The 24,800-nt window shown below is 44.8% G+C and carries 25 protein-coding genes; 2 read left to right on the top strand and 23 right to left on the bottom strand.

Annotated elements, in window-relative coordinates; translation table 11 throughout:
• Positions 1 to 40 precede the first annotated feature (40 nt).
• Positions 41 to 1,504, top strand: coding sequence for a penicillin-binding transpeptidase domain-containing protein (locus COPRO5265_RS03200; RefSeq protein WP_236608242.1), 1,464 nt, complete (start codon positions 41 to 43; stop codon positions 1,502 to 1,504).
• A 21-nt stretch (positions 1,505 to 1,525) separates the two neighbouring features.
• On the opposite strand, the gene serS is transcribed toward COPRO5265_RS03200, so the two are convergent.
• From serS to mraZ, 19 genes are all read right to left on the bottom strand, one after another.
• Entirely contained in the window at positions 1,526 to 2,782 is a 1,257-nt protein-coding gene (gene serS, locus COPRO5265_RS03195; RefSeq protein WP_012544326.1) for a serine--tRNA ligase, read from the bottom strand.
• On the bottom strand, positions 2,757 to 3,704 hold the full coding sequence (locus COPRO5265_RS03190; protein WP_012544445.1) for an RluA family pseudouridine synthase: 948 nt from the start codon (positions 3,702 to 3,704) through the stop codon (positions 2,757 to 2,759). Before COPRO5265_RS03190 ends, serS begins: the two co-directional genes overlap by 26 nt.
• On the bottom strand, positions 3,668 to 4,054 hold the full coding sequence (locus COPRO5265_RS03185; RefSeq protein WP_012543450.1) for a signal peptidase II: 387 nt from the start codon (positions 4,052 to 4,054) through the stop codon (positions 3,668 to 3,670). Before COPRO5265_RS03185 ends, COPRO5265_RS03190 begins: the two co-directional genes overlap by 37 nt.
• The gene (gene ileS, locus COPRO5265_RS03180) at positions 4,021 to 6,741 is read right to left on the bottom strand and encodes an isoleucine--tRNA ligase (protein ID WP_012544464.1); all 2,721 of its coding nucleotides are present in this window, start codon (positions 6,739 to 6,741) and stop codon (positions 4,021 to 4,023) included. Before ileS ends, COPRO5265_RS03185 begins: the two co-directional genes overlap by 34 nt.
• A 132-nt stretch (positions 6,742 to 6,873) precedes the next feature.
• Positions 6,874 to 8,214, bottom strand: a complete 1,341-nt coding sequence (locus COPRO5265_RS03175) for a B12-binding domain-containing radical SAM protein (protein WP_012543784.1) — start codon at positions 8,212 to 8,214, stop codon at positions 6,874 to 6,876.
• Positions 8,211 to 9,269, bottom strand: coding sequence for a cell division protein FtsZ (gene ftsZ, locus COPRO5265_RS03170; RefSeq protein WP_012543731.1), 1,059 nt, complete (start codon positions 9,267 to 9,269; stop codon positions 8,211 to 8,213). Before ftsZ ends, COPRO5265_RS03175 begins: the two co-directional genes overlap by 4 nt.
• Positions 9,269 to 9,676: a small basic family protein gene (locus COPRO5265_RS03165; RefSeq protein ID WP_012543833.1), complete on the bottom strand. Its 408-nt coding sequence runs from the start codon at positions 9,674 to 9,676 to the stop codon at positions 9,269 to 9,271. The genes ftsZ and COPRO5265_RS03165 overlap by 1 nt, the downstream gene beginning before the upstream one ends.
• Positions 9,633 to 10,277 (bottom strand): DUF881 domain-containing protein, encoded by a 645-nt coding sequence (locus COPRO5265_RS03160; protein WP_012543562.1) that lies wholly within the window; start codon positions 10,275 to 10,277, stop codon positions 9,633 to 9,635. Before COPRO5265_RS03160 ends, COPRO5265_RS03165 begins: the two co-directional genes overlap by 44 nt.
• Positions 10,267 to 10,956 (bottom strand): DUF881 domain-containing protein, encoded by a 690-nt coding sequence (locus COPRO5265_RS03155; RefSeq protein WP_012544359.1) that lies wholly within the window; start codon positions 10,954 to 10,956, stop codon positions 10,267 to 10,269. Before COPRO5265_RS03155 ends, COPRO5265_RS03160 begins: the two co-directional genes overlap by 11 nt.
• On the bottom strand, positions 10,953 to 11,546 hold the full coding sequence (locus tag COPRO5265_RS03150) for a hypothetical protein (protein WP_012543512.1): 594 nt from the start codon (positions 11,544 to 11,546) through the stop codon (positions 10,953 to 10,955). Before COPRO5265_RS03150 ends, COPRO5265_RS03155 begins: the two co-directional genes overlap by 4 nt.
• Positions 11,536 to 12,450: a D-alanine--D-alanine ligase family protein gene (locus COPRO5265_RS03145; protein ID WP_012544524.1), complete on the bottom strand. Its 915-nt coding sequence runs from the start codon at positions 12,448 to 12,450 to the stop codon at positions 11,536 to 11,538. Before COPRO5265_RS03145 ends, COPRO5265_RS03150 begins: the two co-directional genes overlap by 11 nt.
• Positions 12,447 to 13,331 carry a UDP-N-acetylglucosamine--N-acetylmuramyl-(pentapeptide) pyrophosphoryl-undecaprenol N-acetylglucosamine transferase gene (locus COPRO5265_RS03140; RefSeq protein WP_012544071.1) on the bottom strand — a complete coding sequence of 295 codons (885 nt, stop codon included), beginning with the start codon at positions 13,329 to 13,331 and terminating at the stop codon, positions 12,447 to 12,449. The genes COPRO5265_RS03145 and COPRO5265_RS03140 overlap by 4 nt, the downstream gene beginning before the upstream one ends.
• A 1-nt stretch (position 13,332) precedes the next feature.
• The gene (locus COPRO5265_RS03135) at positions 13,333 to 14,361 is read right to left on the bottom strand and encodes an FtsW/RodA/SpoVE family cell cycle protein (protein WP_012544340.1); all 1,029 of its coding nucleotides are present in this window, start codon (positions 14,359 to 14,361) and stop codon (positions 13,333 to 13,335) included.
• Positions 14,358 to 15,683 (bottom strand): UDP-N-acetylmuramoyl-L-alanine--D-glutamate ligase, encoded by a 1,326-nt coding sequence (murD, locus tag COPRO5265_RS03130; protein WP_012543887.1) that lies wholly within the window; start codon positions 15,681 to 15,683, stop codon positions 14,358 to 14,360. The genes COPRO5265_RS03135 and murD overlap by 4 nt, the downstream gene beginning before the upstream one ends.
• The gene (locus tag COPRO5265_RS03125) at positions 15,677 to 16,531 is read right to left on the bottom strand and encodes an MraY family glycosyltransferase (protein WP_012544708.1); all 855 of its coding nucleotides are present in this window, start codon (positions 16,529 to 16,531) and stop codon (positions 15,677 to 15,679) included. Before COPRO5265_RS03125 ends, murD begins: the two co-directional genes overlap by 7 nt.
• On the bottom strand, positions 16,521 to 17,843 hold the full coding sequence (locus COPRO5265_RS03120; protein ID WP_012544614.1) for a glutamate ligase domain-containing protein: 1,323 nt from the start codon (positions 17,841 to 17,843) through the stop codon (positions 16,521 to 16,523). The genes COPRO5265_RS03125 and COPRO5265_RS03120 overlap by 11 nt, the downstream gene beginning before the upstream one ends.
• 2 nt (positions 17,844 to 17,845) lie before the next feature.
• On the bottom strand, positions 17,846 to 18,184 hold the full coding sequence (locus tag COPRO5265_RS03115; protein WP_012543975.1) for a hypothetical protein: 339 nt from the start codon (positions 18,182 to 18,184) through the stop codon (positions 17,846 to 17,848).
• A complete protein-coding gene (gene rsmH / locus COPRO5265_RS03110; RefSeq protein WP_012544475.1) occupies positions 18,174 to 19,073 on the bottom strand; it encodes a 16S rRNA (cytosine(1402)-N(4))-methyltransferase RsmH in 900 nt (299 codons plus the stop codon). Before rsmH ends, COPRO5265_RS03115 begins: the two co-directional genes overlap by 11 nt.
• Positions 19,070 to 19,507, bottom strand: coding sequence for a division/cell wall cluster transcriptional repressor MraZ (gene mraZ / locus COPRO5265_RS03105; RefSeq protein ID WP_012543781.1), 438 nt, complete (start codon positions 19,505 to 19,507; stop codon positions 19,070 to 19,072). The genes rsmH and mraZ overlap by 4 nt, the downstream gene beginning before the upstream one ends.
• A gap of 120 nt (positions 19,508 to 19,627) precedes the next feature.
• Here mraZ and COPRO5265_RS03100 point away from each other — a divergent pair, with 120 nt between their 5' ends.
• Positions 19,628 to 20,605 carry a 6-phosphofructokinase gene (locus COPRO5265_RS03100; protein WP_012544272.1) on the top strand — a complete coding sequence of 326 codons (978 nt, stop codon included), beginning with the start codon at positions 19,628 to 19,630 and terminating at the stop codon, positions 20,603 to 20,605.
• 110 nt (positions 20,606 to 20,715) lie between these two features.
• Here COPRO5265_RS03100 and COPRO5265_RS03095 read toward each other — a convergent pair whose 3' ends face one another.
• Genes COPRO5265_RS03095 through COPRO5265_RS03080 form a run of 4 tightly spaced genes read right to left on the bottom strand, consistent with a single transcriptional unit; the run spans position 20,716 to position 24,800 of the window.
• Positions 20,716 to 21,030: a hypothetical protein gene (locus tag COPRO5265_RS03095; RefSeq protein ID WP_012544729.1), complete on the bottom strand. Its 315-nt coding sequence runs from the start codon at positions 21,028 to 21,030 to the stop codon at positions 20,716 to 20,718.
• Positions 21,030 to 21,662, bottom strand: coding sequence for a V-type ATP synthase subunit D (locus COPRO5265_RS03090; RefSeq protein WP_012544458.1), 633 nt, complete (start codon positions 21,660 to 21,662; stop codon positions 21,030 to 21,032). The genes COPRO5265_RS03095 and COPRO5265_RS03090 overlap by 1 nt, the downstream gene beginning before the upstream one ends.
• On the bottom strand, positions 21,662 to 23,038 hold the full coding sequence (locus COPRO5265_RS03085) for a V-type ATP synthase subunit B (protein ID WP_012544568.1): 1,377 nt from the start codon (positions 23,036 to 23,038) through the stop codon (positions 21,662 to 21,664). Before COPRO5265_RS03085 ends, COPRO5265_RS03090 begins: the two co-directional genes overlap by 1 nt.
• Positions 23,031 to 24,800, bottom strand: coding sequence for a V-type ATP synthase subunit A (locus tag COPRO5265_RS03080; protein WP_012543906.1), 1,770 nt, complete (start codon positions 24,798 to 24,800; stop codon positions 23,031 to 23,033). Before COPRO5265_RS03080 ends, COPRO5265_RS03085 begins: the two co-directional genes overlap by 8 nt.

The following is a 24,800-nucleotide window of genomic DNA, read 5'->3' as shown; positions in this document are numbered from 1 at the left end:
CTTTCTCGGTTTCTGCAACATGCATGCTAACATTATAAGCGTGAAACGCTACGTAATGATACCACTGCTACTGTTTACAGCTTTTGTAATCATGTTCATATCAGTGTTTACATCCATCGAATACATCCATGATCAGGCAGAAAAACCTTTGTCGCCTTCTTTGGTTCTAAGAGGATCCATAACCTCAAGCGGAGGCGCCATCGCCTATAATAGTTCGAGCATAACAAAGCGTCTATGGGGACCTAAAGCACTTCTCGAGAGTTCCTGTAACGAAGAATTGGAAAAGATTGTGCAGCTCAAGTGCGAGGAAATACAGTCTCTGCCACACGTAAACGTGGATACTCCCTATGCCTGGGTAGAACTTCGTGAACAACGTCAGCAAGCAGACAGCACCCGATTCCTGGTGGGAACACATACTCCCGGAGGCAACACAGGGCTCGAGGCTGCTCTAGACCTGGTTCTGAGCACCAGATTCGTTTTCTCCAAGACCTCCACTCAACCCACGGTGGAGACAACCATTGATGCAGGTTTACAAAAAATCACCGATGATTACGTTTCGCAAATTGCAGATCAGTTGGGGCCAGAAAGAGCATGGATAGTGATCATATCAAACAAAGGGGACATTCTGGCAGGATCGGCTTTTACAAAAAACAAAGCAGGTAGTTCACCGCTATACCAAGAGTTATTTGAGCCCGGGTCCATCTTCAAACCTTTAGTCATGGCATGGGCGCTCGATGTAGGCGCCATAGATACTTCTTTTACGGTCTATTCACCTGGAGTTACCCAAATAGATGGGATAACCATAAGAGATTGGAAATTCCTTGGAACCGTAGATCTAACTAAGGCTCTCCAACAGTCCAGCAACATTTACATGGCCACAGTAGCAAAGAAGACTGGCTACGACAGGCTGATAGCTGGCCTGAAACGCTATGGCATGGATGATCCCGTACTGCACTTCCCTGGCGAAGCTAAGTCCATTTTGCCTCAAAATACACAAGCCAGTCTACTCAACGCGGGTTTTGGCCAGGGAGTGGCTCTCACGCCTCTGCAGTTTGTCAGAGCCTATACTGCCATTGCTAATAATGGACTGCTTTATAACTTAAGGTTAGTTAAGAGCATCACAGTGGGAGATCAGCACATCGAATTTCCCACTGCAACGCCTACCAGAGTTGTTAGTCCTGAATCCGCCAACATTGTACGGAATATTATGAAGACTATTGCAACTCCCACCGTATCCGCAGCTGCTGTTCCCTATAAAGGCAAATATTTCAATGTGGCAGCGAAATCAGGAACTGCACAGGTCCCCGTAAACGGGCAATACAACCAAACCGACAGACTTTATTCTTACGTGGGGCTCCTACCAGGTGATAACCCAGAAATGATTCTCCTTATCAGCATTGACAGACCACAGAAGATAAGTCCTTCTTTAGCCGTTTACGTTGCAGCGCCTTGGTTCAGACAGGTAGTGCGCGACGTCATGCTCTTCAAAGGTTTTACTCCATAAACAGCAGACAACGTCACTGAGTTAAGCGAACATGAAAGCCCGCAGCGCTTGAGGAATGTCGAAAGTTCCATCTTCTCTTTGGTAATTCTCCATAATCGCCGCTAAAGTTCTACCTACAGCCAACCCAGATCCGTTGAGCATATGTGGATAGTCATTAGAACCATCAGGTCGACGCATTCTCACGTTAGCTCTGCGAGCCTGAAAACCTTCAGTATTCGAACATGAGGAGATTTCAACATAGCGGCCGTAAGAAGGCATCCACACTTCAATGTCATAAGTCTTAGCAGCGGCAAAGCCCATATCACCAGTACACAGTAAAACAACTCTGTAAGGAAGCTCAAGAAGTTGCAATATGGACTCAGCATCACTCACCATGGACTCCAATTCATTATAGGAGTCTTCAGGTTTTGTTATCTTTATTAGCTCCACTTTATTAAACTGATGCCTTCTAATCAGACCCCTGGTGTCTCTTCCTGCCGCTCCTGCTTCTCTCCTGAAACAAGCAGAATAAGCCACATACCGCTTAGGTAACTCTGCCTCAACAAGAACCTCTCCACTGTGATACGCCACCATGGGAAGTTCTGCTGTTGGTATAAGGTAAAGATCGTCCTCGGGACAGTAATACATCTCATCCTTAAACTTCGGCAAGTGACCTGTACCAAAGGCTGTATCGCTTTTTACCAGGTAAGGGGGAATAACAAATGTGTAACCATGATCCTTTACATGAGTCCACACCATGAAGTTTATGAGCGTTAATTCCAACAGCGCACCCAATCCTTGATACGCTACGAAGCGTGAACCAGATATTTTCGCAGCTCTTTGAAAATCCAATATGTTCATGTTTTCCCCTATTTCCCAGTGAGGTTTAGGTTCAAACGCAAAGGTCCTTGGCTCTCCCCATCGCCGCACTTCCACATTCTCGGACGAGTCTTTTCCAGTAGGTACCGACTCATGTGGAATGTTCGGCAACTGTTTTAGTATTTCTTGAATTTTCGATTCAAGCTCCGACACGATGGTTTCTTTCACTGAAACTTCTTCCTTGAGTTTTTTAAGTAGCTCTATTTCCTGGGACGCGTCAGTTCCATCTTTCTTTTTCTTGGAAACCACGGACGTTAATTCATTTCTTCTCGTGTTCAGTTCCTGCAGAGAAGTAACTTCCTTTCTACGCTGTTCATCTACAGCCAATAGCTGGTCAACAATGGATTCATCGTATTGTCTTTTCCTTAATGCCTCTCTCATAAGATTCTCATTCTCACGCACAAATCGTAGGGTATACAACGTCACCGCCTCCTAAAATATGCCAACATTCATCTAAATCCTCAGGCAGAGGACTGACAAAAAACAGACGCTCACCAGTAATAGGGTGTTCCAGTTCCAAATAGTAACTGTGAAGAAACACCCTTGGCGCCAGCAAACGGCTCTCCACGTTTCCATAAACGGGATCTCCAAGAACATAAAAGCCGGCATGGCTCAAATGGACTCTAATTTGATGAGTTCTACCAGTGAAAAGCTCAGCCTCCAACAGACTAACCTTTTCCAAACATTGTACAGGTCGGAACCGCGTATAGGCATTCTTTCCATGCGGAACCACAGCCATACGTGTTGGGTTTCTCGGATCCCTACCAATGGGAGCGTCCACTTCGAAAGGCCTGTTTGCAACACCGTAAACCGCCACTAAATACTTCCTGCTAACACTTTTTTCACTGATCATCTTTGTCAAACCTGCATAGCCCTTTTCAGAAAGAGCTACAAGCATTAGTCCAGAAGTGTCTTTATCCAGCCGGTGCACAATACCTGGACGCTCAGCACTACCCACATTCTTCACTTGCGGAAAATCCTTGAGTAACCCATGGCAAAGAGTTAGCCCTTTAACACTTGGAGCAGGATGCACCACCAAGTTTGGAGGCTTATCAATAACTGCCAAATGTTCATCGTAATAAACCACTGAGTACTCCACATCAGCAGGTTGGAGTTCGCTTATTCTTGACCGCAACCTAATTTCTAAGAGATCGCCTTTTTTTACCCTTAAAGAAGGCTTTGTTACCACGTCACCGTTGCACCTAACCAGGCCGGCCTTAATGTTATTCTGTATCCACGTCCGAGATATTCCCTCATCATCTATAATCTCCATTAGAGCTAAATCCAACCTAGCTTCTTGCTGGACTATTCCGGTAATAACCCTATCTGCTTCATTGCCCATAGGCAAAGCCCCAACACAATGAGAAAGTCAGCAACGTTGAACCAAGGGAAGTTTCCTATCTTTATGTAATCAACAACACCACCGTAGAGCCACCTATCAAGAACGTTCCCAAGAGCACCAAAAAAAGAAAGCCACAAGTATCTTTTTTCACCTAAAGTCGCCCACAGAAGCAAGAACATGGCAACAACCACTATGTAGTCAGTGTTTTTCCCTAAACTGACCCCGAAAGAGACACCTTCATTGATAATGTAGGTTCCTCCCTTTAGGACCACATATTTACAAATCCTGTCCGTTAGGAAGCCGTAAATACCTAGTACTATCCAGTTATATCGTCCAAGCACTCTCCACATATGTCAGGGTACTCAGCATCCAGGCCAACGTCCTCCCTAACCCTCCAGCATCGTGCGCATTTTACTCCCAAGGCCTTTTCTACCTCTATATCCCACTCTTTACCTTCATTCTTAATCTGAGCTGAGGAAACCACAAGAAACTCCGCCCACTCAGAATGGGATAAGAATTCGGTCCCGCTTCCATAAACAACTACTGAAGCATCCAACGAATGACCAATGGATTTTTCTTTCCTCAGTTTTTCCATTTGCTCATTTGCTTTTTCTCTAAGACGTAAAGCATTTTCCCAGAAGCTTGATTCTTCCTCAGTTAAAGAGAAAGCAGAATCGGGCCAGTCCGAGAAGTATACCGACTTTTCCGTAACCAAGCCCCTGCTCAGTAAAGCCTGCCACATTTCCTCAGCAGTAAACGTAAGAATGGGCGCTATGAGCACAGGGAATTCTGTAGCCATTATTTTCAAGGCTGTCTGTGCACTTCTCCTCTCTTCGCTGTCAGGTTTTTTAAGGTACAATCTGCTCTTAATGGCATCTAAGTATGTAGAACTCAGTTCTTTCACACAAAAACTATGGAAAATACTTACAAAGCTGTAGAATTCATAATTGTCAAAGGCTGAAGAAAGTTTTCTTTTCATGTCAGTCCATCGGCCCAGAATCCATCTGTCCAGAGGTTTCATCTCGGCAAAAGGAACCTCGTCAGAACTTTGAAAATCAAACAAGTTCCCTTCCATGAATCGGAACGTATTCCTTATCTTCTTGTAAATTTCAGAAGCTTGATTGAAGATGTTTTGCCCCACTTGAATGTCGGCAGTGTAGTCACTCATGAGAAGCGCCAATCTTAGAACGTCTGCTCCCACATTGGCGACAACATCAGAGGGATCAATCACATTGCCTAAGCTCTTGGACATGGCTCTTCCGGACTCGTCCAAGACAAAACCATGAGACAAAACTGTCTTATAAGGGGCTTGCCCTTTAAGAGGTACAGCCGTTAGGAGGCTGGTCTGAAACCAGCCACGGTGCTGGTCATAACCTTCCAAATAAAGGTCTGCTGGCCACCGCATTCCGTCATACTGCTCCAGAACCGCATAGTGACTTACGCCGCTATCAAACCACACATCCAAAATGTCGTATTCTTTCTCAAAGTCTTTTGAACCGCAATCAGGACATTCCATTTTTGCGGGTAAGAACGCTTCCAACGGCTCTGAATACCAAATGTTAGATCCTTCTTTCCTCACAACTGCAGCCACGTTCCGCACCACACGAGGATCCAGAATAGAGCGCCCACAATGACTACATTTTATTGACGGTATTGGGACGCCCCAGATTCTTTGGCGGCTCAAACACCAGTCTGGTCTGCTCTTCACCATATCTCCAATGCGAACATCGGAACCCATGGGTATCCACTGAACTTCTTTCAAGGCTTCCAATGCTTCATTGCGGTAAAGATCAACATCGATAAACCACTGGCTCAAGGCTCTGAATATTACCGGATTATGACACCGCCAACAGTGTGGATATGAGTGCGTTACCATACCTTTATGCAGGAGTTTGCCTTTTCTAGTAAGAAGGTCAAGAACCATATCATTGGCATCAGCATAGAAAACACCAGCCAAGAACCCTGCTTGCTCCGTAAACCGGCCGCTATCATCTATCATCATAGGGAAGTCTAGCCCTTTTTCCTCCCAAACGAGGTAGTCTTCCTCTCCATGACCTGGAGCAATGTGTACAATGCCAGTTCCATCTTCCATGGATACGAAATCAGCTAAAATGGCCACAGTCTCTTTGTCATCATAAACGGGATGTTCAAATCGTTCATCTTCAAAAGCAGCACCTGGCTTTGATGCCACAACTTCGTAATCAAACCAACTGAGCTCCTTAGCAACGTCCTGCAAACGTTTTTCGGCAACCACAAATGTATCCTCGCCCGTATTTACAAACACATAGCTTTCTTCAGGGTGAAAAGCCAATGCCACATTGTCTGGCAACGTCCAAGGCGTCGTAGTCCATGCGATGGTCTTGTAAGAACCGCCCTTAGCCGGAAACGCTACAAAAATGGAAGGTGAAACCTTCTCACGGTATTCAATTTCTGCTTCCGCAAGCGTTGTCTTACAGTGGGGACACCAATAAACAGGACGTCTCTTTCTTATCACGAACCCCTTCTCAACTAGGTCAGCGAGGATCTCTAGTTCTTTCCCTTCATACTCAGGCTTAAAGGTGGCGTAGTAGTCCTTCCAAAGTCCCAAGACCCCTAGCCGCTTGAAGCTTTTCATTTGCTTATCAATATATGAAAGTGCAAAATCTTTGCATTTGTCACGCCACTCAGTTACGGCGAAATCCTCAGGGTTTATTTTTGTTTGTTTGGTCACCTGCTGCTCGATGGGCAAACCATGGGTATCCCACCCAGGAACATAAGGAGTCTTAAAACCGCGAAGCAGTTTGTATTTATTGACTGCGTCCTTTAGAACCTTATTAAGAGCAGTCCCTAAGTGAATATCCCCATTTGCATAAGGAGGACCATCATGTAAAATAAACAGCGGAGAATTCTTACGCTTCTCAAGCGCTTTTTCAAAAACATTATCATCTTCCCAAAACTTTAGCCACGTTTCTTCAGTTTGTGGCAAGTTTGCTTTCATGGGTAATAAAGGTTTCGGCAGATTAATAGTACCGTTGTATTTCTCATTTTCCTTAGCCATGGCCATCCTCCTGAACACTTCCCAAATTTACCACAAAATTGTTTACTAGCTTATCCAATGCTTACCGCTCCTTCTGAAAAGCAAAATAATCTGTGCGCCAGTTGTAAATATATGATAACACTTGAGAACCGCCTAATTGCTGTATTTTTCAGAAAAAAACTGAATTGCCTTCCGTTCACCCTTTTCATTTAAAATTGAAACAAACGTGGGTAAATCTTCCGGGCTTAGACGGCTCATAACAAATTCCTTTTGAGCCTCCCAGTAAGGCTCAAAGGCAAAGGAAATTCCAGCAGAGTTGCTTAAAAGCATCTTTCTTTCCATATCGATTAGCTGTTCTGATGGAAACGCCTCATCCTTCATGGCAGTACCTGGTTTTGGCACAAAGACGGACGCTGATACTTTAATGGACATTTTCACAGCTTTTCTAATATCATTTAGAAGTTTACTTGCGCTTTCCGCATTGAATCTCCAATCAGGTGTGATTCCGTTTATGAAGTAAAGTTTGACACCTCTGTATCCCAAAGCCTCTGCTGCCTTTAACGTGTTTATTAGATCCTCATCGGAGAAGGGTTTCCCAAGTTGCTTTCTTACCTTTTCATCACCGTGTTCCACAGCCAGAGTGAGTTGCTGTACGCCAAGCGTCCTCAAAAGCCTCATGACCTCCTGCGATAGTGTTTCTACAGCCAATGAAGAGACACTAACTCTCATACCAAGATCCTTTCCATAGTTCAAAATGTCTTTAAGCCAAGGAACATCGCTTACGTTGGCAGCAACGAATCCAACTTTTTCAAAACCTTGTTCTTTAAGCGTTGCCATGGTGTTCAGCACTCTTTCTTTTGGTACGAACCTGATAGCACCGTAAGCTTGCCTGTAGAAACAGAACTTACAAGACCACATACACCCACGTGCAATCTCAATCAGCATGGTGTCTCTAAACACACTCTGCGAACTTGTAACCACTGAATGCACACCAAAGTTTTTTGCCACCTTACGTTCTGCTCTATTTCTTTTCTCAGGCCATTCTTCGTCAGCCTCACCCACGAATACTTCGTCAGCAATAAAAGATACCAGCTCTGGGTTAATAAGAGCCATGGCGCCACCCGCATTTAGCACAGGATAATCCCTAGCCGATGCTTCCAGTGGAATATCAAGCTTCATGAGGAGTTTTATGAGCTCTAAAAGATTTTCTTCAAAAGGTAGTGTTATATCCCATCGACCATAGTCCAGAAGAGACCTTTCCGTATCAAGACTTGTTGCCGAGGGTAAGCGAGGATCAATGAAGAAACGGTCAAAAGACTTATTGAGCTGCAATAATCTACTTAACAGAAACTGGTACCCCAGGTTCGCAATGCCAACATTGTAAGGGCCTGGAAACACTACAAGTTCGGTATCAGCCCCATAAAAACGAGGTTGCCAAAGCCAACGCTCACTGGCTTTAATACGTTTAAGCTCTTGCTGCTCCTTCCAAGTCATCTACCAAAGATTTCTGGTATGGTAACTCGCTTAACCTCTTTTACGGGCTGCTCTTTGGAAGCACCTAAAGTGGCTGTTCTAGTGGTTTCGTTCTTAAATTCACTAGCGATGAGTGTTACTTCGATCTTGTTGTCCTCCAACTGTTCATCGTACACCACACCGAACTTAATGAGCGCATCGTCACTGACAATTTGTTGGAATATTTCCGCAATACTGGATATGTCCTTGGTAGTGATATTTCCAGGCTTCACAGTTATGTTATATAGCAGTCTGCTAGCACCAGTTGGCCTAAACTCCAATAGGGGCGAAGAAATAGCCTGTTGTGCTGCCTTCTCAGCTCTATTATCTCCTGTACCGCTACCTATGCCCATGACAGCCGTGCCTGCGTTCTCCAGTACCATACGCACATCCGCAAAATCAACGTTTATGAACCCTGGCTTTAATATGATTTCTGAAATGCCTCTAACACCCTGCATAAGCACCTGGTCTCCTAAACCAAATGCTTCATCCAAAGTCATTTCAGAGTTACCCATTTTGAAAATGTTTTCATTGGATATGGGAATTAGAGCGTCCACATGCTCAGCCAGTTGTCGAAGTCCTTCTTCTGCAATCTTGTAACGTGTCGTCCCCTCGATAAACGCATGAGGCTTTGAGACCACAGCGACCACAAGAGCACCTAAATCTTTCGCCACCCTGGCCACAATTGGTGACGCTCCAGTACCAGTGCCACCACCCAAGCCAGCTGTAATGAAAACTAAGTCAGCGCCTTCAAGGAGTTTCTTAATTTCTTCAACGCTTTCTTCTGCAGCTGCTTTCCCCTTTTCAGGATCTAGACCAGCTCCCAAACCACGCGTCAGTTTTGGCCCCAAATTCAGTTTCTGCGGTGCCAAGCACTTCGACAAAGCCTGAACATCGGTATTCATGGCAATAAACTCCACACCATCAATACCTCCAAGTATCATGCGATTTAGAGCATTGTTTCCAGCACTTCCGATGCCTACTACTTTTATTTGAGCCTGGATACCCTCCCACAAATCTGGAATACGTTCCTCCATCACCTTGCCCTCCTTATCTTCTCAATTAATATTCTTCTGATAATAGACACATTTTGGAATATGCGACCCCCAAACGTTACCACAGCCGCCAAACTTAAATCAATACCAAACAAATCGCCCAAAAACAAAAGCCAAACGGCCATCAAACCACCCACGGCAATACCTGACGTGAATATGACAATGTCAAACATGTCTTGTATCTCCGCCCTTATACCACCAAATATGGCATCTAACACGACAAGTACCAGAACTCCTATGTAACGAACCTGTGAGGCTGAAAAAGAACTACGCTGACCGTACTTCATACCAAAATAAAAGCCTATAATTGCTACTACAATAACCGAAACAGCTAGTACTAGATTTCTAGCGATCGCATTTCTGGATTGTGAGTTCTGGTTCGAGCTCATGTTCTATTCTAACCCCCCATACCTGTAGTGTGTCAAATACGCCGCTGGGCAAGTACATAGCTGACAATATGGATTCTGGTTCTCCCACAATATCAAAAACAAATGGCGAAGTCAACGCTTTACCCTCAACAAACAACTGCCCACTTTCATAATAGACATACCACTTAGGACTAAGTCTTACATTGTTCACAGACACACCTAGCGCACCAGCGCTATAGGCATTGTTTACGAGCGTTATGGCCCAATCCCAACTTAAGAACGCACCTTCAGGAACATCGACCGTGATGGTTATGCCTGAACCGGTTAAAGCTGCATCGCAAGACAAAGACTCCAAACGAGCCACAAGCTCCCTTTGTTGACGATTCAGTGAATCGATATCATGGCTCGTGCTTTTTAGCTCCCTAAGTTTTTCAAGCAGGACTTCTTTTGCAGATTCCAACCTATTAATTTCATCCAATGATTTTGCATAAAGCATGGCCAAATCACTTTCCGAAAGCGAATTCAAGTCAACTTGTTGCCCACTTCTGGAGAAACCCATACCAAAAGCCGAAACAAATACCATTATCGCTAAAGCCAAAAAGAGAAGCCACTTATTTCGCACTCATTAGCACCTCCACAGGTCGACCTGGCAGAGAAACACTTGGCGAAGTCTCAAGCTGGAAAACCAAACCATAGGTATCGCGAAGGGCCTTTAACAGCTCCAGGTCAGGAAAACTCTCTAGCTTTTCCTGAAGCAACTTAGGATCGCCTACAACAAAAATGCGATAAGGAGGCGACAACCTTTGACCGTTCACTATGATAATAGGACCAGCACAGACAATCTCTGAATTAAACACAATCCGCTGATCGTTAACTGCAACGCCATCGGCGCCAACCCCGAGAAGAAAACGTACCAAATTCCTTATCTGCCAATCATGCACGATGTAGTAGTTAGGATCATCATCAGGTTTTGGCTTTTGCTTTGAGTCTGCCAAAGTTATTATGATCCCTGGTCCCTTAAGTTCAGAAAACCCGAGTTTCTCCTCTTGCTCAGCCAACTTTACCTCCAGCTCCGTACTTGGTGTAACCTGAGGGAAAGAAGCTACTTCTTCTGTCAAGCTTTGTACTTCTTCTTTAAGGCGGTTCAGATCATTTTCCTTCTGCTCAATTTGTGCAATAAGCTGTCCTTTTCTGCTAGTCAACACATAAGAACTCCGTGCAACGACGCTACGCTGATAACCCAGAATAAAGCAAATGAACAACGTAAGAAGCAAAATTATCCAATAACTTGCCCGTTTCATTTCAAAACCGCCCCACTATCATACAAAAGCCTGTACTCATGATATTGGCAATCACCCCAAAACTGTTTTATGAAACCCAGTTTATCCAAGTTCTCCATGGTTACCTTTATAACGCCATTACCGCATTGCCGCTTACCAGTAACTTCAAAGAAACCATCGCTAAACTTAATAGCAATGGGCGTTATGCCTTGAGCTTTTAGTGCATTTGTAACTTTCCTTCTGCTTTCATCCCATGTGTCCACGGTAACGCATCCTTTCAGTACCTTTGCTGAGTACAGATCTCCTTCAATGGTCTTAGCTCCAACAACCACCAACGTGTCACCGTTTACTACTACGCATCCTTCGGGTTTTGGTAAAACCAGATTCATACTGATCTGTCTTTTGCGTAAATCGAACTGTACAGTTGACATACCAGGAACATAAAAACCTACTATTTCCTTCAAACTCTTTTGGTCTGACCAAGATTTCTCGTACTTACTATACTCAGGAACATTGAAAACAAATGTCCAGGGTTTGTAAGTCACAAAGTAAGCAAATCCAACAAATGCCACTAATATTATGATACCCACTACAACCATGCTATAGCGCATCTTTTATCAAATCTTCCAGAAACTCACCAAAATCCCTGCCGGCATGACGCACCTCGTCAGGTACTAAACTTTCTGCAGTCATGCCCGGGATGCTGTTAATTTCCAAGAGATATGGCGTTTCATCTTTTACAATGTAGTCCAAACGTGCTACTCCACCAATACCTACAATCTTGCATATTCGCTTCGAGTAAGAAGTCAACCTTTCACGGGCTTCCACTGAAATAGGTAAGTCATACACGTGCTTGGCACCACCTGGTTTATACTTCGTATCATAGTCAAAAATCCTATCAGGCTTTACCACATATATGGGCGGAAGCACCAAAAAATCGCCCCCTAGTCTGAACAAACCAACCGTTACTTCAAAACCATCAATGAACTCCTCTAGTAGAAGCCTGTCACTGAAGCGAAAGGCTTCTTCCAATGCTACCTCGTACTCGCTCGCACTGCGAACCAAGCTGAGCCCAATGGTGGATCCAACATCACAGGGCTTAACTATGAACGGTGAACCCAGCTTACGTTCAACGTCCCAATAATCGGGAACTAAGTGTGGATCATACACATATATGAAAGATGGTGTAGGGATTCCGCTCTGCAACGCTACCAGTTTTGTCAAATACTTATCCATGGTAATTACTGATGCTCGCACATCAGAACCAACATAGGGAATGTGTAGTATACTCAGCAGGCCTTGAATCTTGCCGTCCTCACCATCGGCACCATGTAGAGCGGGAAAAACACAATCTGGTTTTAGCTGCATAAGTTGTTCTACAAAGTTAGGAACTGCAGTGTCCAGTGTTTCAACTTGGTGTCCACGAGCACGAAGCGTCGCTGCTATGTTCTCGCCACTCTTTAAAGAAATCTCTCTCTCAGGCGAAGTACCTCCGAAAAGTACAACTATGTTCATGAGACCACCCTCCTAACTGCTTCCACAAAATCGCTTGAATTAAAGACCTCTACTGGATTCCTACGACCTTTACCCAAGAGTTCTTCCACTTGAGAGAGCAGTTCACTGGGTTTTACCACATGTTCCCAGAAAAAAGGATAACCGTATTTCTGTTTGAACACTTCCGCGTTTGCCCATTGATGACGGTCAGTGGAATACGCCATAGGAAAGAAAATAGCTTGTGTGCCAAAGTGCAAACACTCATGAAGTGTTGATGAACCAGACCTAGCAATGACCACATCCGCAGCAGCTACATAATTCTGCAAATCAGGCAATGATTGCGCTCTGATGTAACCTTGCATGAAACGCTCATCTTCAAGTGAACCACACTGGTGCACGATGAAGTACTTATCTCGTAATCCCATAAGTACTTCTTTCGTAAGAAAATTTAAGAATGCCGAACCTTGACTTCCTCCAGTCACCAAAAGCAATGGCTTTTGAACGCGCATCTTTTTCTTAAGCTCTTCAGCATCAGTTGTAGGCTCTCTTACTGGCATACCCACAAACACCAGCTTGTTCCAGTCGTGGCTGTGGAAGAATACCCTTGACTCTTCAAAAGCAAGAAAAATTAAATCCGCCATACCGGCCATAAAACGATTGGCTCTTCCGGGAATCACATTTTGCTCGTGAAGAATGAGTTTCTTTCCCCGAAGTTTTGCCTGCAGAGCCGTAGGCAAACTCTTTCTACTACCTGTCGCTAGTACAGCCTTTACATCATTCCAGGGAACTTTCTCATTTGGCTTGTAGAAGGTTACATCAACACCTGCTTCTTTTAAAAGATTCCCCATTATCTGAGCAGGTATGTTGTGCCCAGCGCTGGCTCCACCCACCACAAGTACCATGTTAAGTTGCCTCTCCCAAAGCTGCTCCCGTAAGAGCCGACAGTACTACAGAGTTCTGAAGTGCTCTGCCAACAAAAGGCAAAGGAATACCAGTAGCAGGAAGCACATTTGCCACCGTGTAAAGATTAACAATCACATGCAGCATGAGCACTGCAGCAACGTAGTATTTACTCCGACCGCCCCAATTAAGGATGAGCTGAACCAAAAGGCCCAGTAACATCAGAACCAACAGGCCAGAAAGCAATCCGAATTTTCTAACAAGCTCAGCAAAAGCATAATCTGCCCAAGACACAGGTAATGTAGTCAACATCCCTATACCTTTACCAAATCCAGCAGATTGTCCTAGAGAATTCAAAGCCGACAGAGTCTGATAACTTTCTCCAAATGGATCCCTGAGTGGATCTGCCCAGTTTTGAAATCGATCTTCCCAGTGCTCGTGGAACGTTGGCATTTCAGCTATTCTAGCAACCACACCCTGCCGCAGCTCCAACGAGTAAGAGAAAACAACAGGCAAAACAACAATAGCTGCTATGATAACAGTCCAGATCATGTTCGTATTTCTCCCTTTTAGCATCTTGACAAGTGAACCAATAATAACTGATGCCGCAATGATCAATCCAGTACCCAAATCAGGCTCCAAAATGACCAAAAATGCACTTATTAGCCCAACCAGCAAATACGTTCCAGAACTTTTAAACAAACCTGGTAAAAGGAGCAATTTTGAAAACTCAGAAACCTGTACACCGTTAAGCCATCTCTTGGAACCGTATCGCGTCTCTCCAACATAAAGAGTAAGCACAAGTGTAACAAACAGAACAACACTTACCACCCACTGTAAGCTACTCAGCAGCTCTCCCTTCCCAAGAAGGAAAAAAAAGACATATGAAAGCCAATAAGCAGCGCCAATTACTACAACGTACAAAACTACATCCTTGTACGCCACACTGCCAGGCTGCCAAGTTAATAACCCTATCATGAAAACAACGATTATGAGTGCAAAACCGAACAGTGCGCGCAAAAACCTTGTCATAGCTTTCTTACGATCTCCTTAAACCGGTCACCACGCTCTTCAAAATTCTTAAACATGTCAAAAGATGCGCAAGCAGGTGATAGCAAAACCACATCGCCAGGAGCAGCAATCTCATAAGCCAAATGCACTGCTTCTTCCAAACTATCAGCTTCGCTTATGTTTTCGAAACCATTTGCCAGCAGAGACTCCTTTATGGATTCTTTGGCTTCACCCATAACTACAGCCCACTTGACCGTGGACTTTCGCTTTATGAACTCTGCCAAAGCCGCAAAATCCATACCCTTATTCCTGCCGCCTAAAATAACTACCACCGGCTCTTGAAAGGCTTCCAACGCCACAATGGTGGAATCAGGGTTTGTAGCTTTCGAATCGTCGTAAAAACTCACACCGCCCACCGAACGCACGAACTCAATACGATGTTCTGGTGCACAAAATTGCGAAATGGCACTTCCAAAGTCGAAACCATCAGGTAACAAGTGGTAACAAGCAGCTACACCTGCCGCTATGTTTGCTAAATTATGTCGACCCCTTAGCTTCACATCAGAGACACTAGCAACAGTTGTGCCCAATACATTCAGGAAACCCTCAGACCAGTGCACATCGCCTTTTTCGATACCGAAAGCCAAAGTACGGCTTTTAAGGCTTCCTATTAGAGAACTTGCCCATCTGTCTTCTGCATTCAGTACTCCTAAATCCTGAGGCTGTTGTAATTTGAATATTCTAGCTTTAGTTTGAAAGTAGTTTTCCATACTGCCGTGTCTGTCCAAGTGATCTGGTGTGAGATTTAAAAAAACTGCTACCTGTGGCCTGAAAGTATGCACAGTTTCTAATTGGAACGAACTGACTTCAGCAACGATAATCGTCTCACTTATGGGTTCATTTAGAAACGAGGTTACGGGAACGCCAATATTCCCACCAACTACGACGTTGAACCCCGCTGTCCTCAGTAGATGGCCAATAAAGGACGTGGTGGTAGTCTTTCCATTCGTTCCCGTGACCGCTATCCAGTAGTTCCAGCGGCTTGCGTCAAACGATAGTTCCAACTCGCCTACCACAGGAACTCCTCGGTCTTTTAAACTCCTAAGTACTGGATGATCCAATGAAAAGCCAGGTGAGGTTACGCAAAAGTCGAAGTGCTCATTTAGAACATCACTAACAGCGCAACCCAATTTCGGCTTTATGGGTTTCTCATCGTAAATAAACACTTTTCCACCACGCTGTGAAATAAACAGCTCCGCACTTTGACCAGATACACCGTAACCCAGAATGAGCACGTTCTTGCCCATAAGTTCCTGAGAGAAACCAGGTTTAATATTTACCATGGCCAGTTCCACCCCACCCAACACAATGTGCACGCAACAGCTTGCATACCTGTAAACAAGGTTACAATACGTGGATCGCTCCAGCCTAGTTTTTGGAAATGATGATGTATTGGGGTCATTCTGAATATGCGCTTACCGCCCGTTAGTCTAAAATAGACAACCTGCATTACCACTGAAGCTACCTCTATTACACCAATGAGGCACAAGAGTATAAGCCACCATTCCTGTCCTCGCAAAAGCATAAACGAAGCCAAAAAACCACCAAAAAAAAGCGAACCAGTGTCTCCCATAAAAAGTCTTGCTGGGGAAGCATTAAAAAACAAGTAAGAAATTAAAGATCCCAACAAAGCACCCGTAACCCCACTCTGGGGTAGAACCAAAAAAACGGGAACTAAAACACTACCAAGGAGGCCATCTGCTCCATCGGTAAAGTTAGTAGCTGAAGTCGTCGCCAACAGTACAATGAAACTCCAAGCCACTCTTGTTGCACCATAGCCAAAAGAAAAAAAGCACAGTGAAACCAACACAAGTAACAGAATCTTATAGCGAGCCTTCATGCCATGTCCTTGACGTAGAGTTTTTGTCACATCGTCAGCAAGGCCTACCAACCCTGATAGCAGTGCGATTAGCAAAGCAGGATGACGAAAGCGTAGGTAAAGTAGCAAACCAATTAGTAAAAAACCCAGGCCGCCACTCAGCGGCACATGTGCTTTCCACTGATCATCATAAAACTCTCTTATTCGCTTCGGATAAAATCCCCAACGCAGTCCAAGATGCAGGCAACTCCAGAATACAAAGTAACCAAGTATGACGCTAAAACCAAAAAAAAGTACAAACTCAGAACTCAACTTCGGAAACCTCCTGAATGAGTTTTTCCAAAGCTATTCTTCTCGACCCCTTTAGACCCAAGAGCTCAATATCCTCAGGAATCATGAAAAAAGACCTCGCTGTTTCGACATCTCTGTACCATTCAACGTACATGGCATGTCCGTCAACTTTCTCTAGTTCGCGCAATGTATATTTCACTTCATTACCCACCAAGATTAAGTACTGAATTCCAGACTTCTTTAGCCAATGAGCAAGCTTTCGATGCCAGTAATGTGAGTATTCGCCAAGCTCAAGCATATCACCAATGACTAAACCTTTTTTACCATAAGGTACTTCACTAACTACTTCCAAGAACTCTTTCATGCTTTCAGGATTTGCATTATAGGCATCAAAGAAGATCAATAAGTCACCCCAACGGGTAAGCTGTTGCCGCCCCCAAATGTTTATTGTGTCAAGGTTTTCCCAGGGTAGCTCATCCAAGCCAAATCCTTCAGAAACCCAGAAAGCCGCTGCTCCCGCCACGCTTTGCGCTGAACGCTTTCCCCAAAATGGAAGCACCACGTCTTTTTCTTCACCATGGCACATTAGCTTCCCCAGTGTACAGCCATCACAGGTAAAACTGCTAATGTCAAACCATGCGCTTGTCTGAGGTGACCCGAATAGAATAGCATCTTCAACAGAGTATTCATCTGATACAAGAGCAAAACGCTTCGTGGCTGCCATTCCCACTTTCAAATTCGTGCGTACCGCCACATCCACGTTTTCAAGGAACTCTAAATGTTCAGCACCTAATGAAGTAAACAAAGCCGCATAGGGATTGAAAACCTGCAGGAAGTCATCTGCGTCTTTCTTGTCGTGAATGCCAAATTCCAGTATCCAGTAGGGCGCATTCAAAGCACTTTCTCTCTCGTTGAAAAGGTCAGTAACCAGAGAAATGATGGTATTTCTGTTACCGTAGCTACTCCAAACCCTAACAGGTGCTAGGCTTCTAGCCAACTCCTTTAATGTGGTTTTGCCGCTAGCCCCAAGAACAACTACGATCTTGCCACTGTAGCTCCGAACTAGAGTTTCCCCTAATTTTTTTACTGCTTCAAATGCGTCCGTCACCAGTACATAGTTACTTGCCTCTGGCTCTACATCAGTTAATAATCCTGAGGCGCCATTTTGCATGGCTTGAGTAGCAAACTTAGCACCATGAGTCTTTGAACCAGGCAGTGCTATGAAGAGCGTTCCAGGATTGCAGTCATTACTACTGAAAGCAACATGATCGAATTCAAAGTCGTCGCCCACTAATTGCCCGTTAACTATTTTTGCTAACTGAGAAGCCAACATGACTAACGCTGCCCAATATCGCTTAAGGAATAAGAATAGTTAGCATTGCCCAATAGCTCTTGCATTTTTTCGTTTGTTGCCATTTCTAAGTCTGTATTCAATTTCCATATCTCCTGTTGAGTTTCCAGCATTGTTCTTCTTAAATATTCTACAGTAAAAACACTGCTGGATAGCCTGTAACAAAGGAAAACTGCTCCCATAGTTAACAAAACATTAACTAAAATAAGAAGAGACAGGAACTTCTCAAGGGGGTACGATTTAGATGCTTCCGCGCGTCTCTGCACTGGGCGCTCCGGTACATACTCCAGCCTCTCAGCCAAAGCAGACTGCTTAGTTTTCATTTCCCCCAACCCCTTTCTTGAAAACCCTCAATTTTGCACTTCTGCTGCTGGGATTCTCATTAATTTCTTCTAGAGAAGGCTTTACCACTTTCTTTGTCAGACGCAAGCCTTTGCCCTCTTCTTCCCACGTTTTGAAGAACTGCTTCACGATGCGATCTTCCAAAGAGTGGTATGAAATTACAGCAAGCCTTCCACCCTCTTTTAGCACCTGGAAAATCCGAGGTAATGCTACTTGCAAGTTGTCCAGTTCTCGATTGGTGGCGATTCTTAAAGCTTGAAAAACCCGTGTGGCAGGATGTATTCTTCCCCTGTAACCAACAGTCCGGGCCACAAGATCAGCCAGTTCATCAGTGGTTTCCAGTGGTTTTACCTTGCGAGCTTCGACCACCGCCTTAGCGATCTTTCTTGCTCTTCTCTCTTCACCATATCGATAAATGATGTCTGCCAGCTGCTCTTCGCTTAGGCTGTTAACCAACTCATAAGCAGTTACTTTTTGATCAATGCTAAACCGCATGTCCAACGGGCCAGGATTCTTTATGCTAAAACCCCGCTGGGCAGACAGTGCTTGATGCATAGAGATACCTAAATCCAACAGTATACCGTCGACTTGACCAATCTCCATGGAATGAAGTATGTCTGGTAGATCTGCGTAGTTTCCACGTATTATTCTTACGTTACTCACGCCTGCGAACTTCTCAGTAAGAAACTTCACCGCTTCAGGATCAATGTCTATACCGATAAAGGATGCCTCTGGATAAGTATTCGCTAAAAGGCCTAGGTGCCCGCCAGAACCGGCAGTTGCATCAACGTAAATGCCCTCTTCGTTACTAACAAGTAGCTCAGCGACCTGCTTAGCCATGACAGGTTTGTGCTCTATGTAGTTAGTCATTGGTTCGCCTCCTGAAGGAACTGGCTTAACAAGCCTATCTTTTCTGAGGCTTCCGTCCTCCAGCGTTCTTCGTCCCATATTTCCACGTAGTCAAAACATCCCAAAACTACAACTTTTCCCGACTTCAAGACATGTTCTCTGTAGACCTGAGGTATGAGTACGCGACCTTGGGGATCCGTTCTAACCTTAAGCGAGGAGCTGAACCAGATTCTCTTTACCCACCTAGCCGCATCGGACGACCAAGGAAGATTTCGTATGTCCTCAGCCATCTTCTGCCACTTTTCCTCACTGTACACGTAGATGCAGTTTTCAAAACCACGAACAAAATACATTGGATCCCCCAAATAAGCCCTGAATTCAGCAGGCATCAAAAAACGGCTCTTGCTGTCCAAAGTGTACTCATACTCCCCTGTAAGTACGTCCATAGTACCCATTAACCATAAATTACCACCTTTTACCACTTTGTCAATAGTGGTTATTTATATACCATTTACGCATACTGTCCTTTTTCGCTAAATTTGTTGTAAACTTGTTACAGGAAAGGAGAGATGCAGGTGAAGCGTATTGCTATTTTGACTGCGGGCGCAGACGCACCAGGCGCCAATGCAGCTATCAGGAGTATTGTGAGAAGTGCGTATCACATGGACATGGAAGTTTTGGGCGTAAGGGGCGGTTTTGCCGGTCTTCTAAGTGACGACGTGATCATACTAACATCAAAATCCGTCTCTGGTATTTTGCCTAGGGGTGGAACCATACTTGGCACGTCCAGAACACGCATTGATGAAGCTCAAGTTCAAACAATAAGGGAAGTCATGGATCGGTATCGTATTACCGTTCTCGCTGTTCTCGGAGACAGAGAGACAATGGCATCCTGTGATCTACTCACGCAACACGACGTTCCTGTTTTGGCTTTACCTCTTACCATCGATAATGACATTAATGGCACCGACGAAACCATTGGTTTTGATACGGCTGTGACAACAATTGCTGAGGCACTCGATAAGTTACACACTACCGCAGAAGCACATCACCGTGTCATGGTCGTAGAAACCATGGGAGGCGCAACTGGTTGGCTGGCACTTTACGGTGGCATTGCAGGAGGCGCCGACTTCATAGTAATTCCAGAAGTAACAGTGGAAAAAGATAAGATCGTGAACCATATCTACAGGAGAAGGGAATCAGGGAGAGGCTTCTCCATCGTTGTCATTGCTGAAGGAGCAAAACTGCCATGGCTTTCCAACACTGAAGGTGGCGTTGGACACGCTTTAGCGCAGGAAATACAAGATGCCACAGGCATGGAAACACGTATAACCGTTCTTGGACATCAGCAAAGAGGAGGCAGCCCAACTGTGCAGGATCGACTACTAGCTACACGAATGGGCATGGAACTAGTTAACGCTGTTAAACAAGGCATTACAGGAAAAATGGTGGCACTCACAGGTGGTAAGTTCGAGTTAGTTAACTTTGACCTCGCGGCTCAAGTAAAAATGGCCGACAAGGAATTGTACAACCTGGCAGAACTTTTCTATTAATAATACACAGAGTAAATTGACAACAACATAAATGAGGACGTACTAAATAAAACGGAAGGTTCTTGTTTGTGTCAAAGTAGCGTTTTCTTATGAGTCGTAGGTCTTAGTATTTATTGCGTCTCTTCGTATTCCAGCTCGAGACCTATGGCTCTGAGAAAACTCTCAGCGGCTACCAAGCGAGCTTTGTCAGTAATAGTTTTTGTTTGCTTATGCCAAAGCTCTTTAGCTTCCTCTTCTACCGAGGAAATAACGTCTTCAAGAGATTCTGACTCTAGTCTGTTAAGCAAGGTTGAGTAGTAGCGATGTCTTTCTTTGGCGAAGGTAATCTGCTGTTCACTTAGGCCGAAAGCCTCGGATTCTAGCACTTCTGCCTTGGCCAAGGCTTTCAGCCTCTTCACTGCCGCGATGGCATCCTCCAATCCCATTATGCATTCCCCCTTTCTTTTTCCAACATGCTTTTAACCTTCATTATTCTCACAGTCTGGCTCCTTTCCATTTCATCTAAGTACTGCTGTACCCACTTAATAGTTCTTTCGAGTTCCGGAACTACATTGTACTCCAAGGCATTACTTCGTCTTCTAGTTTTCTCAATCTCCACGCTCATCATATGCAGTGCATTCCTCAGAGAAGCCAACTTCAACAGATGAGGAAGAAGTTCTTCATAAACACTAAGAGCCTTATAGAAGGCAGGACCTGTCTGCAAATACAAGTCTGGTATATCCATCCTCTTTAGCGAGACATCTAGGAAAGGCACTTTAATATTGAACACCATTCTAGTAGAGAGTTCATACTCTACCTGAAATAGCTGCATACTCCTTATCCTGTCTCTTACCGCAGGCGAAGTCTCTGACTCGTACTGGTTAAGTAGCTCAACAAAGGCCTCCATGAGCTCTTCAATGTAACGTCTTTCCCTATCAAACTCCGTGTACAGATCTCGGAAAGCTTTTACCATTGCCTCAAGCTTGTCTTTTAGCAGTTTAAGACCCCTTTTGCTTATGGTGTACCTGCGTTTAAGAGCAAGAAGGGTCATACGGTTTGGACTAACCGTTGATGCCATTAGCTCTCCACCTTTGGTAAGTATTTGTTTATGTATTCATCTCTGATCCTCTTAAGCTCGCTTCTAGGAAGCATCCTAAGAAGTCGCCATCCAATAGCCAAAGTTTCTTCAATTGTACGGTTCTCGTCTTCACCTTGAGCAATAAACTCTGACTCTAGGCGGTCAGCAAACTTGACATACAATCGATCCAGGTCTGTCAAGGCTGCTTCTCCCAAAACTATTTCCAACTCTCTTGCTTCCTTTCCGCGTGCATAAGCAGCGTACAACTGGTTAGAAACCGCAGAGTGATCCTCTCTGGTGTGTCCTTCACCAATACCTCTTTGCATGAGTCTAGAAAGTGATTGCAATACATCAATAGGTGGATAAATATTCTTATGCTGTAAATCTCTCGACAGGAATATTTGACCCTCAGTTATGTAACCCGTCAAGTCTGGTATGGGGTGGGTCCTATCATCCTCTGGCATGGTTAGTATGGGTATTTGCGTTATACTGCCTTTTTTCCCCTTAATCCTACCTGCACGTTCGTAAATACTGGCCAAATCAGTATACATGTAACCAGGATATCCTCGCCTTCCGGGGACTTCTCTACGTGCCGCAGAAATCTCTCTGAGAGCCTCACAGTAGTTCGTCATGTCGGTAAGGATGGCAAGTACATGCATGTCCTTTTCGAAAGCCAAGTACTCGGCTGCAGCCAATGCAAATCGAGGCGTAGCTATGCGTTCAATAGTCGGGTCGTCAGCCAAGTTTAAAAATAGAACTGAACGCTCAATGGCACCGGTTTTCTGAAAAGACTGAATGAAAAAGTTCGCCTCTTCAAATGTGATTCCCATGGCAGCAAATACCACGGCAAATTTCTCTTCAGAAGAGAGCACTTTGGCTTGACTTGCTATTTGTGCTGCCAAGCGAGCGTGGGGCAAGCCGCTACCACTAAAAATGGGCAGCTTTTGCCCACGTACCAGTGTGTTCATACCATCAATGGCTGAAATGCCAGTCTGAATGAATTCTGCTGGGTACTCACGACTCACCGGGTTCATTGGAGCACCGTTTATGTCCACGTATTTATCCACAAAAGGTTGCGGTTTACCATCTAGCGGCTCGCCTAAACCATCAAACACCCTACCAAGGATACCTTCGCTGACACCGAAAGTGAGGCCTCTTCCTAAGAATCTGGCAGTGGTTGTCTTGGGAGTTAAACCCTGAGTCCCTTCAAAAACTTGGACCAAAGAAAAACGATCAGTGGTCTCTAGTACTTGACCATGACGTATTTCTCCGTTAAGCTGAAACTCCACCAGTTCACCGTAGGCAGCATCTGACACGCCTTCTACAAAAACCAACGGACCGTTTACCTCAGAAATACTGCGAAATTCTCTAATCATGAGCCTTCACTTCCTCTGAGAAACTCTTTAAAATACTATCTTGCATCTGTTTCCAATCTGGAACTTCCTCTTCTTTGAGCCACCTAAGTTGAGAAATATGCTCCCTTATGGGATTCGCTATGAGCGAACCGTAGTCCTCTCCCTTTCTTATGCGGTCCAGAATAATCTCATGAACAAGCAGAATTGATGAAAGTATGACATATTGCTTTCTTAGTGAACAGTAACTGTCTACATCGTCAAAGGCATCTTGCTGCAGAAAGTCTTCTCTCAAAGAACGAGCCGTTTCCAAGAACAATTGCTCCTCCGTGGACAAAGCATCGTACCCTACCAGTCTAACCAGTTCCAGTAGCTCAGATTCTCGCTGCAGAATTACCATGGCTTCATTGCGTTTCTTCAACCAATCGGGGGCAAAACTCTTGTTGTAATATTCTCCGATTCTGTCCAAATACAAAGAATAGCTGTTAAGCCAGTTAATAGCTGGAAAGTGACGTGCAAAAGCCAAATCCTGATCCAAACCCCAGAATACTTGTACGGATCTAAGCGTGGCTTGGACCACAGGGTCTGACAAATCTCCACCTGGCGGCGAAACAGCTCCTATTACTGTTACCGACCCTGTCCGCTCTGGGCTACCTAAACACTTCACAAAACCTGAACGTTCGTAAAAAGCTGATATTCTTGATGCAAGATAAGCTGGGTAACCCTCTTCACCAGGCATTTCCTCCAAACGAGTAGATATCTCCCTCATGGCCTCGGCCCAACGAGAAGTGGAATCAGCCATGAGTGCCACATCGTAACCCATATCGCGGTAGTACTCCGCTATGGCAATACCTGTAAAAACAGAAGCCTCACGTGCTGCGACAGGCATATTTGACGTATTGGCAACCAAAATGGTTCTATCCATGAGTGGACCACCTGTTCGTGGATCCTTAAGCTCTGGGAATTCTATGAGAACTTCGGTCATTTCGTTACCACGTTCTCCACAGCCCACATAGACCACCACGTCCACATCAGACCATTTGGCAAGTTGGTGCTGAATCACAGTCTTTCCAGAACCAAAGGGACCTGGAACGCAAGCAGTACCTCCCTTTATCACTGGGAAAAACACATCCAGTATGCGCTGTCCTGTTAGCATGGGCACGTCAGTGAACACTTTCTCTTTCACTGGCCTTGGAATTCTCACAGGCCAACGCTGCATCAGTTGAAGTTCTTGTAAAGTCCCGTTAGGTAGTTCAACCTTTGCAATGCATTCCTCAACCGTGTATTCACCTTCTCCAGCGATCCATTGTAGAGTACCTTTCACATTAGGTGGTACCATGATCTTGTGAACCACTGTTGACGATTCAATTACTTCGCCTAAGAAACTACCACCTTCAACTTCCACACCAGCCTCAGCTAACGGTACAAAATGCCACTTACGCTGGCGATCCAAAGCGTTCACACTAAAGCCTCTAGCTAAGAACTCTCCGCTTTCTTCCCTTAAGCGTTCCAGAGGTCTTTGTATGCCATCAAAAATGTTATTTGTTAACCCAGGGCCCAGTTCTACACTGAGTAGCTGGCCAGTGGGCTCAACTGTTTCACCAGGGCGAAGACCATTGGTATCTTCATAGACCTGTATATATACCAAATCCTTCTCGATTCCGATTATTTCTCCAAAGAGCTTAAGTTCGCCCACCCTCACTACTTCATACATCATGGGCTTCTCCAAGCCCTTCGCTGTAACCAGAGGCCCCGCCACGCGCACAACATATCCTTGTCCGTGCAC

The sequence above is a fragment of the Coprothermobacter proteolyticus DSM 5265 genome, from assembly GCF_000020945.1.
Lineage (GTDB): Bacteria > Coprothermobacterota > Coprothermobacteria > Coprothermobacterales > Coprothermobacteraceae > Coprothermobacter > Coprothermobacter proteolyticus.
This window is presented reverse-complemented; position numbering and strand designations above follow the sequence as displayed.

Excerpts from the sequence above, each read along its gene's own strand:
- COPRO5265_RS03175 (WP_012543784.1), bottom strand. The coding sequence starts at position 8,214 with ATGACTTGGAAGGAGCAGCAAGAGCTTAAACGTATTAAAGCCAGTGAG.
- COPRO5265_RS03120 (WP_012544614.1), bottom strand. The coding sequence starts at position 17,843 with ATGTTGGCTTCTCAGTTAGCAAAAATAGTTAACGGGCAATTAGTGGGC.
- COPRO5265_RS03135 (WP_012544340.1), bottom strand. The coding sequence starts at position 14,361 with ATGACAAGGTTTTTGCGCGCACTGTTCGGTTTTGCACTCATAATCGTT.
- COPRO5265_RS03085 (WP_012544568.1), bottom strand. The coding sequence starts at position 23,038 with ATGATTAGAGAATTTCGCAGTATTTCTGAGGTAAACGGTCCGTTGGTT.
- COPRO5265_RS03185 (WP_012543450.1), bottom strand. The coding sequence starts at position 4,054 with ATGTGGAGAGTGCTTGGACGATATAACTGGATAGTACTAGGTATTTAC.
- rsmH (WP_012544475.1), bottom strand. The coding sequence starts at position 19,073 with ATGACTAACTACATAGAGCACAAACCTGTCATGGCTAAGCAGGTCGCT.
- ftsZ (WP_012543731.1), bottom strand. The coding sequence starts at position 9,269 with ATGGAGGAACGTATTCCAGATTTGTGGGAGGGTATCCAGGCTCAAATA.
- ileS (WP_012544464.1), bottom strand. The coding sequence starts at position 6,741 with ATGGCTAAGGAAAATGAGAAATACAACGGTACTATTAATCTGCCGAAA.
- mraZ (WP_012543781.1), bottom strand. The coding sequence starts at position 19,507 with ATGGGTACTATGGACGTACTTACAGGGGAGTATGAGTACACTTTGGAC.
- COPRO5265_RS03150 (WP_012543512.1), bottom strand. The coding sequence starts at position 11,546 with ATGCGCTATAGCATGGTTGTAGTGGGTATCATAATATTAGTGGCATTT.
- COPRO5265_RS03145 (WP_012544524.1), bottom strand. The coding sequence starts at position 12,450 with ATGAACATAGTTGTACTTTTCGGAGGTACTTCGCCTGAGAGAGAGATT.
- COPRO5265_RS03190 (WP_012544445.1), bottom strand. The coding sequence starts at position 3,704 with ATGGGCAATGAAGCAGATAGGGTTATTACCGGAATAGTCCAGCAAGAA.
- COPRO5265_RS03090 (WP_012544458.1), bottom strand. The coding sequence starts at position 21,662 with ATGGCATCAACGGTTAGTCCAAACCGTATGACCCTTCTTGCTCTTAAA.
- COPRO5265_RS03140 (WP_012544071.1), bottom strand. The coding sequence starts at position 13,331 with ATGGTACTTGTGGTGGGTGGAGCCAGCGCTGGGCACAACATACCTGCT.
- COPRO5265_RS03165 (WP_012543833.1), bottom strand. The coding sequence starts at position 9,676 with ATGAGCTCGAACCAGAACTCACAATCCAGAAATGCGATCGCTAGAAAT.
- COPRO5265_RS03095 (WP_012544729.1), bottom strand. The coding sequence starts at position 21,030 with ATGGGATTGGAGGATGCCATCGCGGCAGTGAAGAGGCTGAAAGCCTTG.
- murD (WP_012543887.1), bottom strand. The coding sequence starts at position 15,683 with ATGGTAAATATTAAACCTGGTTTCTCTCAGGAACTTATGGGCAAGAAC.
- COPRO5265_RS03155 (WP_012544359.1), bottom strand. The coding sequence starts at position 10,956 with ATGAAACGGGCAAGTTATTGGATAATTTTGCTTCTTACGTTGTTCATT.
- COPRO5265_RS03115 (WP_012543975.1), bottom strand. The coding sequence starts at position 18,184 with ATGAAAACTAAGCAGTCTGCTTTGGCTGAGAGGCTGGAGTATGTACCG.